Raw genomic sequence first — 9,253 nt, forward strand, 5'->3', positions numbered from 1 at the left:
TTGCTGGAGCGGCGGCCGTTCGGCCAGCAGAGCGGGCTGCTGGAGCTGGACGGAGCGAGGCTGGGTCCCGCCGAGTGGCGTTGGGGTCGGCGCGACGATCTGCTATGCGAGGTCGAGCAGGGCCGACTCCAGCAAGCGGCGAGCCTGTGCGAGGCGCTGTTCGTCGCTCTCCGGCAGCCGGAGGGGGCGACGTTCGCCCAGGCGAGAGCGTATTGCGCAGAGCTGGCCGCAGACATTGAGGACAGACGGCCGATGGTAGAGGGAGAGGAACGCGCGCCCGAGCGCCCGGACCGGGTAGAGGCGATCCGTCAGGCGACGGGCGAGACGGAGCTGATGGGTCAGTTAGCTGAGCTGGTGCGCGAGACAGTGGAGCAGGTGCTGGCCGGGACGATGACGGCGGCCGGCCAGATCGGCCAGATCCGGCATTATATCGACCAGCGCTATGATCAGCCGATTCGGCTGGAGGAGGTGGCCGAGCGATTTTATCTGCATCCCGTCTATCTGAGCATGGTGTTCAAGGAGAGTGTCGGCGAGACCTTCCAGGACTATCTCAAGCGGCTGCGGATGGAGCGCGCCAAGGAGCTGCTCGCGACCACGCGCTACCGCATCGACCGGATCGCCGCACTGGTCGGCTACGACAATGCGAAATACTTCTACAAAGTATTCAAAAAGGAAACCGATTTTACCCCGGCTGACTTCCGCAGACGACAGACAGACGAGCCTGCTGGGGGCGCAAGGAAGGAGCACTAATACGAATCAGGGAGGTTCATGCCATGTCGGCTCCGCCCGATGGTCTTATGATGGTGCTGTATATTTTCCTGTCGTTCTGGCTGGCGTTGGCGCTTGCCGCCGCGCTGCAGCCCCGTTTGCTCTGGCGAGTCGTCCAGGGCTGGCAGAGCGCCCAAGAGCCGCCGGCCCTGCATTTCCATCTGATGCGGATTGGAGGGGTTGTGGTCTCGATCCTCGTCGTATGGTACTTGTTCTTCTGAAGCGGTGCGCCCAACCGAGAAGCGTGACCCAGCGCTGCGGGTAGAGAGCCTTCACGTCCGTCGATGCGGCGGTTGAGAAGGCTTTTTACGTTCTGGCGATTATAAAATTTAAACAATACTCGAATTTGTTAGCGCTTTCTAGTAGGATGTATACTACATCGTTCATCTTCTTTACGCTCAATCTGAGAATGATGTTATAATTAATAACATAAAATCGAATTTTCTGATTTTAATTTAACATATAAACGACATCTATAGTAAGTTAATTGGGAGGGGCATGTGTGACAAGGTATCCATTCAAACATTTGCGTCGTTTGCGACAGCACCGCTGGTTTTTCCGATTCATCATCCCTTACTGCTTTTTTATGCTGCTTACCCTATTGTTGGGCTATTTGCTCTATGACCGGACCTATGAGGTCGTGGAGAACGAGGTGACGAGCGCCAATCTGCAATTGCTCGATCAGGTTCGGGACACGCTGGACCGGCGAATTTCGGAGATTGACAGCATTGCTTTTCAGATTATGAACGATCCGCAGATTACAGGCTTTCAGCGTATCGACAAGCCGTTTGAGGGGGCCAACACGTATCGCGTGTTAGAGACGCAACAGCGGCTCTATTCCTACAACGTGTCCAACAATTTTATTGTGGACTACTTCCTTTTCTTCAAGAACAGCGGCCTTGTCCTCTCTCCGAAAACAACGTACGAGATGCCAAGATTTTATAATCAAATGCTTCGTTACGACGGTACAGACTATGATGCATGGAGAGAGGAGCTATTCGACCGTTACTATAATCGCGAATTTCAGCCGGTGAGACAAGTGACCTATCAGGGCAAGCCCAGAACGATGATGACGTATATGCAGTCCATGGGCTACCCTAATCGGGTAAATGGCGCGATCGCGATTCTGGTGGATAACAGGCAGCTTCTGTCTTCGCTGCAGGGAGTGGATCTCTCGCAGGGCGGATGGGCGTCCATCAGAGACAGAGAGGGACGGGTGATCTCCTCGATCAGCCACGATGCGACTGGTCCGGAAGGGATGGCGGAGCTGCCGGCCAGACGCGGGATTCTCAAGCCTTCAGAGGCAACGGATGGCATGATGATCTCTTACACGACATCGGCAGATACAGGCTGGTCCTATGTGGTCGCGCAACCGCCCCATGTGGTGCTGGAGAAGGTATTGTATATCAAGAAGATTACCTTTGGCCTGGTTGGCTTGTTCCTTTTCGTCGGCCTGCTGCTCGCCGGCTGGCTCGCTTATCGCAACAGTCGTCCGCTGCTCGGCATCATCAAAACATTAAATGAACGGGTCAGCGGTCAGGCTCAACGGCCGGGCGACGTGTACGGTTTTATACACCAAGCTGTATCGGGGCTAATCGATAATAATCGCCAGTTGGAATCAGAGATGGAAAAGCAGGCTCCCCTTGTGTGGGACACCTTCTTCGAGCGGCTGCTCAAAGGTGAATTTGTGACACTGCAGCAGATCAATACGCTGCTGAGTCATCAGCGTGTGGACCTGCGCGGGACAAGCTATGCCATCGGCATCATCCGCTTGCGGGGCGGCGGCCGGGAAGCAGGGGAAGAGCGGCTTCGTCATCTCGATCTGGAGCGGGTGCTCGTCAAGGAAGCGCTCCGGGATCTGCTGGGAGACGAAGGCTACGATCATGATATAGCCGAGGATCGGATCGCGCTGTTGCTTGTCAATCGGGGGAGTATCGCCGAGAGCTTTCAATCGCGTATCGCCTCGCTTATCGAGCGTCTGCATGAGCGGATGGAGGGTGTGCTGTCCGAGAGAATCTCCGTCGCTCTAGGCAGCACGTATGGTTCTCTTATGGAAGTGTCCAGCTCGTATGAGGAGGCCCGTCAGGCCCTGTTCCATACAGAAATGCACAGCAGCCGCAAAGTCATTTGGTTTGAGGAGCTGCCCTATGAATCAAGCGGCTACTATTTCCCAGGTGAAATCGAAGTGCGGTTAATGAACTATACCAAGGCCGGCGAACGCGACGAGCTAGCCAGACTCCTCGAAGGTATCCGGGAAGAGAATTTTATCCGTCGCCATCTGCCGCTCTCCATGCAGCAGTTGTTCCTGTGCGAGGTTGCGGGCTGTCTCGTCAAGATTCATGATCAACTGCAAGCTGAACAGCCCGAAGCCGTTCGCACGTTGTTCCAACAGTTGACGAGCACCACGGATCCGCATGTGTTGTATAAGGCATTGGCGGAACGATTTGCTGAGCTGTGTCACACGCTTGACCAGCGCAAGAAAAGTCGCAATTACGAATTGGTAGACATAATGGTTGAATCGCTCAACAAGAGGTACAAAGAGCCGGATCTCAACCTCGACAAGCTGGCCGATGAGTTGGGCATGTCCAAGGTCTATCTGTCCCAGTTTTTCAAAGAACAAACAGGTGCGAACTTCTCGGATTATCTGGTACAGCTGCGGATGCGACGGGCCAAGGAGCTGCTCGTTGGCACGTCGCAGCCGATCAACCGGATTGCCGAGTTAGCGGGCTACTATTCTTCCAACACCTTCTGCCGGGCGTTCAAACGAGAAACCGGATTAAGCGCCACGGCGTATCGTAACCTGGAGACCGGCAACCAAGTCTGATTGATTCAAATCCTTGTCCAGTAAGGGCTTGGCAGATGCAATCTTAATCATTGCACAGCTTTAATTAACGGTTAATTCCATCCTCTTAACCTTTGCCAACACCTCGTTCACCTTCCAATTTACGCGTCCCGTCCCCCTCGTTATGCTATGACCAGACGTTCCCGCCGCTGTCCAAAGAGCGGGAATGACCCTGGGGCAGAGGAGGGGCGGATAAGCAGAATTGCGAAGAAAGGGCGAGGTGATTTGAGTATGCCGGCACATCATCAAACGGCTGTCCCTGGCGCGGAGAGAAGCGCTCCGCAGCCGTCCAGCAGACATCCCGTGATTCGAAAGCTGGTTCGGAGCTGGCAATTGTACGTCTTTATGGCGGTACCGTTTCTCTATTTGATGATTTTTAAGTACTACCCGATGTACGGTGCCCAGATTGCCTTCAAGGACTACAGCGTCGTCAAAGGCATTGCCGGCAGCGACTGGGTGGGCTGGAAGCATTTTATCCGGTTCGTGAATTCCTATGATTTTATGCGGATTCTGAAGAACACGCTACTGCTGAGCTTTTATAATCTGGCAGCCGGCTTTCCGTTCCCGATTCTGCTTGCGCTTTCACTGAATTACCTTCGGGAAGGGCTGTATAAGAAGGGCATCCAGATGGTTACCTACGCGCCGCACTTCATTTCCATCGTCGTTATGGTGGGTATTGTGAAGGAGCTGCTGGATCCGCGGACCGGACTCATTAACAAGGTGCTGCAGGCGCTTGGATTTCAGGCGATCAACTTTCTTGGTGATGCTTCGATGTTCAAGTCCATCTATGTCTGGTCAGATGTCTGGCAGCATGTCGGATTTAACTGTATCATCTTTATCGCGGCACTTGCCGGCATCGATCCGGCTCAGCACGAGGCAGCCGTCGTTGACGGCGCCAGCAAGCTGCGGCGGATGTGGCATATCGATCTGCCGGGCATTATGCCCATTGCGATCATTCTACTTATTTTGAACACGGGCCAGATGCTCGATGTGGGCTTCGAAAAAGTGCTCTTGCTTCAAAATCCGATCAATCTGACCGCTTCGGAGGTCATTGATACGTATGTGTATAAAGTCGGCTTGTCCGCATCCGTAGCCAACTATTCCTATTCAACGGCGATCGGACTGTTCAAGTCCATTATCAACCTGATTCTGCTCTTGATCGTCAACAAGGCTGCGCAAAAAACGAATCAGGCTAGCTTGTGGTAGAGGGGGGAGAGGCGATGAACACCAGTTTTCGCAATGAGTCCTGGCAGGACCGGACATTCACCATCGTCAATTACGTCCTCGTAACCTTGTTGTTTCTAAGTGTGCTATACCCGCTCCTTTATGTAGTCAGTGCTTCTTTCAGCGACTCTTCGGCGGTCATCTCTGGCGAGGTATGGCTCTGGCCGGTACGCCCGACGCTAGAAGGCTATATCGCGGTTTTCCAGTATAGTCAGGTATGGACAGGGATCAAAAACTCGTTCATCTATACGGTCCTTGGCACGCTGGTCAATATTGTGCTGACGATAGCGGCGGCTTACCCGCTGTCGCGTAAAGATTTTTTCGGCCGTAATTTGTTTATGGTTTTGTTCATCTTCACCACCATGTTCACCGGCGGGTTGATCCCCACCTATCTTGTTGTCAAGGATCTGGGGATGCTCAATACGGTATGGTCCATGATTATCCCAAGCGCCATCACCGTGTGGAATGTCATTATCGCCAGAACGTACTTCCAGATGACGATTCCGGATGAAATGCTGGAGGCCGCACAGATTGATGGCTGCAGCGATTTCAAATTCGTCTGGCAAATTGTGATTCGGTTGTCGGGACCGATCATTGCCGTCATTACGCTATATTATGCGGCTGCCAACTGGAACCAGTATTTTAATGCGATGATCTACCTGAAGGATCAGTCGCTCTATCCTCTTCAACTGGTGCTGAAGGATATCCTCATCAGCAACGATATGGACAACACGATGTTCGGCGGCGATCCTCAGGATGCGGCGCGTCGGGAAGCGATGCGGGTGCTGCTCAAGTATTCCTTGATCGTGGTGGCGTCGGTGCCGCTGCTCATACTCTATCCGTTTGTCCAGAAGTACTTTGTTAAAGGCGTCATGATCGGTTCATTAAAAGGATAATCCGGGGAGGAATTCAAGATGAAGAAGAGATCTGTATGGGCCTTAATGCTCTGTCTGGCCGTGTCTACAGGGCTGCTGGCGGCTTGCAGCAATAACGGTAATAAGGACAATGAGGCTGCTAGTGGTCAAGGGGGCGGTGTTCAGACGGTCAGCGCAGCCGGCGAGTTCCCGATTACCGAAGAAAAGACAACAATCCGGGTGATGACCAGTGCGAATGCGGCGGTTGAGGACTTCCGCACCAATGAATTCACCGCCTATCTGGAGGAATTGACGAATGTTCATATCGAATGGGAGATCGTGCCCGCCAGCTCGGTAGCCGAGAAGCTCAATCTGACGCTCGCCGGCGGCGATCTGCCGGATGTCATCATGAGCATGAACGTAAGTCCGGAGCAGCAGGTGCTCTATGGTAAGCAAGGGATCTTCCTGCCGCTCAATGATTATATCGAGCAGTACGGCGTCAATACGAAGAAGATGTTCGAGGAAAGCCCGCTGGTTAAATCGGCGATAACGACGACCGACGGCAACATCTATGCGCTGCCGGCGCCTAACGAATGCTACCACTGTTCGATGCGTCAGAAGATGTGGATCTATCAGCCGTGGCTAGATGAGCTGGGACTGGAAATGCCTAAGACAACGGAAGAGTTCCGGAACATGCTGATGGCCTTCAAGACCAAGGATCCGAACGGCAACGGACAGGCAGATGAAATTCCGTTCTCCGGGGCGCCGATGGCTAATGCTTCCTCCACGTTGACGACAAGCGTTGAGAATTTCCTGATGAACTCCTTTACCTATGCGCCTTATACCCGGGTGTATATCAATGAGGGCGGGAAAGTCGATGTCCCCTACAACAAAGACGGCTGGAAAGAAGGATTGAAATACCTGCATGGTCTGTATGCGGACGGCTTGATGGATCCGCAGGCGCTGACCCAGGACGCCAACCAGCTCGTACAGTTGGGCGAGAACCCGGGCACGCCGATCCTTGGCGCAGCTTCGGGCCCGAATATGAGCGCAGTCTCCCAGCTCAACGGCAGCAGCGGCCGCTGGCTGGAATATGTCGCCGTGCCGCCTCTCGCAGGACCGGATGGTGTACAACTGACTCAGTATGATCCGTATCAGGTGGCCGGCGGCCAATTCGTCATCACATCGGCGGCATCCAACCCGGAAGCGGCTTTTCGTCTGGCAGACGCCTTGTACGACCGCGAGATGACGCTGCGTCTAAACTTCGGCGAACCGGGCGTGGACTGGGAGTATGCGGAGGATGGTGTGCTCGGACTGAATGGGGAGCAGGCGGTATACAAAGATAAATCCAGCTTTGGCGTCACTCAGAACAAGCACTGGTCCCAGACCGGGCCCAACTACCGTCCAAACTCGCTGCGTCTGGGCGAAGCGGCTGATCCGGATAACCCGCTAGGGACGATCCTCTACAATGAAACCAAAGAGAAATATGAACCGTACCGGGTCGATGCAAGCATGGTCATGCCGCCGCTCTTCTTCACGACAGAGCAGACCGAGGAGATCGCCGATCTGCAGAAGACGATCTATGATTACGTGAGCGAGATGAACGCCCGCTTCATCACAGGCAATGCGAATATTGATTCGGAGTGGGACAATTATCTGGCTACCCTGGCTAATATGAATCTGGACCGTTATCTGCAGGTTTATCAGGAAGCGTACGATGCCAATATGGATGCTGCCTCTTAGGTCCGGTGTTGATCACGAAGCCACATCCAACTCAAGAAGGGACTGGAAACGATGACTGATGCAAAACAGAAGATCCCAGACTACTGGCAGTGGTTTACGGACAGCCGCTACGGCCTGTTCATCCATTGGGGGCCTTACGCCGCTTACGGCCGAGGGGAGCAGGTGCTCTTCCGCGAGCATCTTGATCATCAGGAATATGCCGAACAGGCTTGCAATTGGAATCCCGAGCACTTCGATGCCCGGCTGTGGGCAAGGACGGCCAAGGCCGCAGGCTTCAAGTACGCCTGCTTCACCACCCGCCATCATGACGGCTTCTGCATGTGGGACAGCGCGTATACGGATTATTCCAGCGCCCGCCAGGCGGCGGGACGGGATTTCGTCCGTGAGTACGTCGAGGCCTTCCGCGCGGAAGGGCTGCGGGTCGGCTTGTATTACTCCTGGATCGACTGGCGGCTGCCGGCTTACTTTGACGGGCCTCAGAAGGATCCGGAGGGCTGGGAAACGGTGCGCAATTACCTGCATAATCAGGTCAAAGAGCTGCTGACAAACTATGGCCAGATCGATCATTTCTTCTTCGACGGAGTCTGGCCCCGCAATGCCGATGATCTCGGAAGCGTAGAGTTGCTCGAAGAGATGCGGCGGCTGCAGCCGCATATCCTGGTCAACAATCGGCTTGGTTATTCCGAGCAGCATGACGGGTATCGGGCGGATGGCGGCGTCGGTGCCGGCGATTCGGATACGTTGGGCGACTTCGGCACGCCAGAGCATGTGATCGTGCCGGATGACCGCCGCTTGTGGGAGTCTTGCCAGGTGACGACCTGGCGGCTCTGGAGCCATTCGATCGGCGAGCGGTGGCGTCCTGCGGATGTGCTGCTGGATATGCTCGTCGACTGTGTGCAGAAGGGCGGCGGTCCTACAGGAGGAGGCGGCAACCTGCTGCTCAATGTGGGGCCGATGGCTGACGGGCAGCTGCCGCCAGAATTTGTGGAGCGGGCGATGCAGATCGGCCGATGGCTCGAAGTGCACGGCGAGGCGGTCTACGGGACAGACGGCGGATCCGTCACGGAATTCATCACTCGGGGCTGGCAGACGACGAGAGAAAACCACTTGTATCTGATCATCCGGTTCTGGGACGGCCGTCCGCAGCTGCGGCTGGCCGATCTCGCCCGCCTGCACCAGCTCTCGGACTCGGCGGAAGTTACGGTCGAAACGACGGTTAAAGCCGACCTGCAAGGTGACGCCCGCTGCACGGANNGCTGGCCGATCTGGCGACGCCGGTCGAAGCCGTCACGCTGTTGACTACAGGTCAGGAGCTGGCATTCCGCCAGGATGGAGAGGTGCTGTATATCGATGGTCTGCCGGCGGAATCGCCAACGGCGCTGTTCCCGGTCATCCGCATCACATGCAAGGCTAAGCCGTCGGCCAATCAGTGGGGCCGTGAGCGGCTGTGGGAAGGCGATCCGTCTCGCATTGCGCAGTGGGCGAATCAGCGCGGGACTTCGGTCTATGCGGATGGTCAAGATGCTCGCTTTTGTCAACAGCGCGGACGGCTTCGTGGAGCAACCCTATGTTATTAATGGCGCCTCTGACCTGCTGGTTGATGTACTCGGGGAAAAAGGGCGGCATGCGCGTTCGGCGATTTCGGCAAATGAGCTGCCTTTTAATACGCCGGTAGAGATTGAGCTGATCGTAGAAGTGGAGTAGCAGATGGCTGGGGGAGCTTATGCCGAGCTGAGTACACCGGCTGTCATCATCGATCTGGATACTATGGAAGCCAATATTGCCGCGATGGCCCAGCGATTGCGCAGCAGCGGCATCCAGC

Annotated in this window: 7 protein-coding genes and 1 pseudogene; all 8 read left to right on the plus strand. The window is 55.1% G+C overall.

The annotated features are described in order from the left end of the window. Positions 1–750 (plus strand): helix-turn-helix transcriptional regulator (locus tag PA598K_RS17850; RefSeq protein ID WP_185602074.1); only part of this gene is annotated, 750 nt, incomplete at its 5' end. A 23-nt stretch (positions 751–773) separates the two neighbouring features. Further along, positions 774–989 carry a DUF6199 family natural product biosynthesis protein gene (locus tag PA598K_RS17855; RefSeq protein ID WP_128658274.1) on the plus strand — a complete coding sequence of 72 codons (216 nt, stop codon included), beginning with the start codon at positions 774–776 and terminating at the stop codon, positions 987–989. Between the two features lie 281 nt (positions 990–1,270). Then, positions 1,271–3,592: a helix-turn-helix domain-containing protein gene (locus PA598K_RS17860; protein WP_128658275.1), complete on the plus strand. Its 2,322-nt coding sequence runs from the start codon at positions 1,271–1,273 to the stop codon at positions 3,590–3,592. Between the two features lie 249 nt (positions 3,593–3,841). Beyond that, positions 3,842–4,816, plus strand: coding sequence for an ABC transporter permease (locus PA598K_RS17865; RefSeq protein WP_128658276.1), 975 nt, complete (start codon positions 3,842–3,844; stop codon positions 4,814–4,816). Between the two features lie 14 nt (positions 4,817–4,830). After that, the gene (locus PA598K_RS17870; RefSeq protein WP_128658277.1) at positions 4,831–5,730 is read left to right on the plus strand and encodes a carbohydrate ABC transporter permease; all 900 of its coding nucleotides are present in this window, start codon (positions 4,831–4,833) and stop codon (positions 5,728–5,730) included. 18 nt (positions 5,731–5,748) lie between these two features. Continuing rightward, the gene (locus PA598K_RS17875) at positions 5,749–7,431 is read left to right on the plus strand and encodes an ABC transporter substrate-binding protein (protein ID WP_128658278.1); all 1,683 of its coding nucleotides are present in this window, start codon (positions 5,749–5,751) and stop codon (positions 7,429–7,431) included. 51 nt (positions 7,432–7,482) lie between these two features. Continuing rightward, positions 7,483–8,684: alpha-L-fucosidase (locus tag PA598K_RS17880; RefSeq protein WP_260405473.1), on the plus strand; the 1,202-nt coding region annotated here is incomplete at its 3' end. A 253-nt stretch (positions 8,685–8,937) separates the two neighbouring features. Then, positions 8,938–9,135, plus strand: a pseudogene (locus tag PA598K_RS17895) (RidA family protein); the annotation flags it as partial. Positions 9,136–9,253 lie beyond the last annotated feature (118 nt).

Source organism: Paenibacillus sp. 598K (assembly GCF_003851045.1).
Taxonomy (GTDB): Bacteria; Bacillota; Bacilli; order Paenibacillales; family Paenibacillaceae; genus Paenibacillus_D.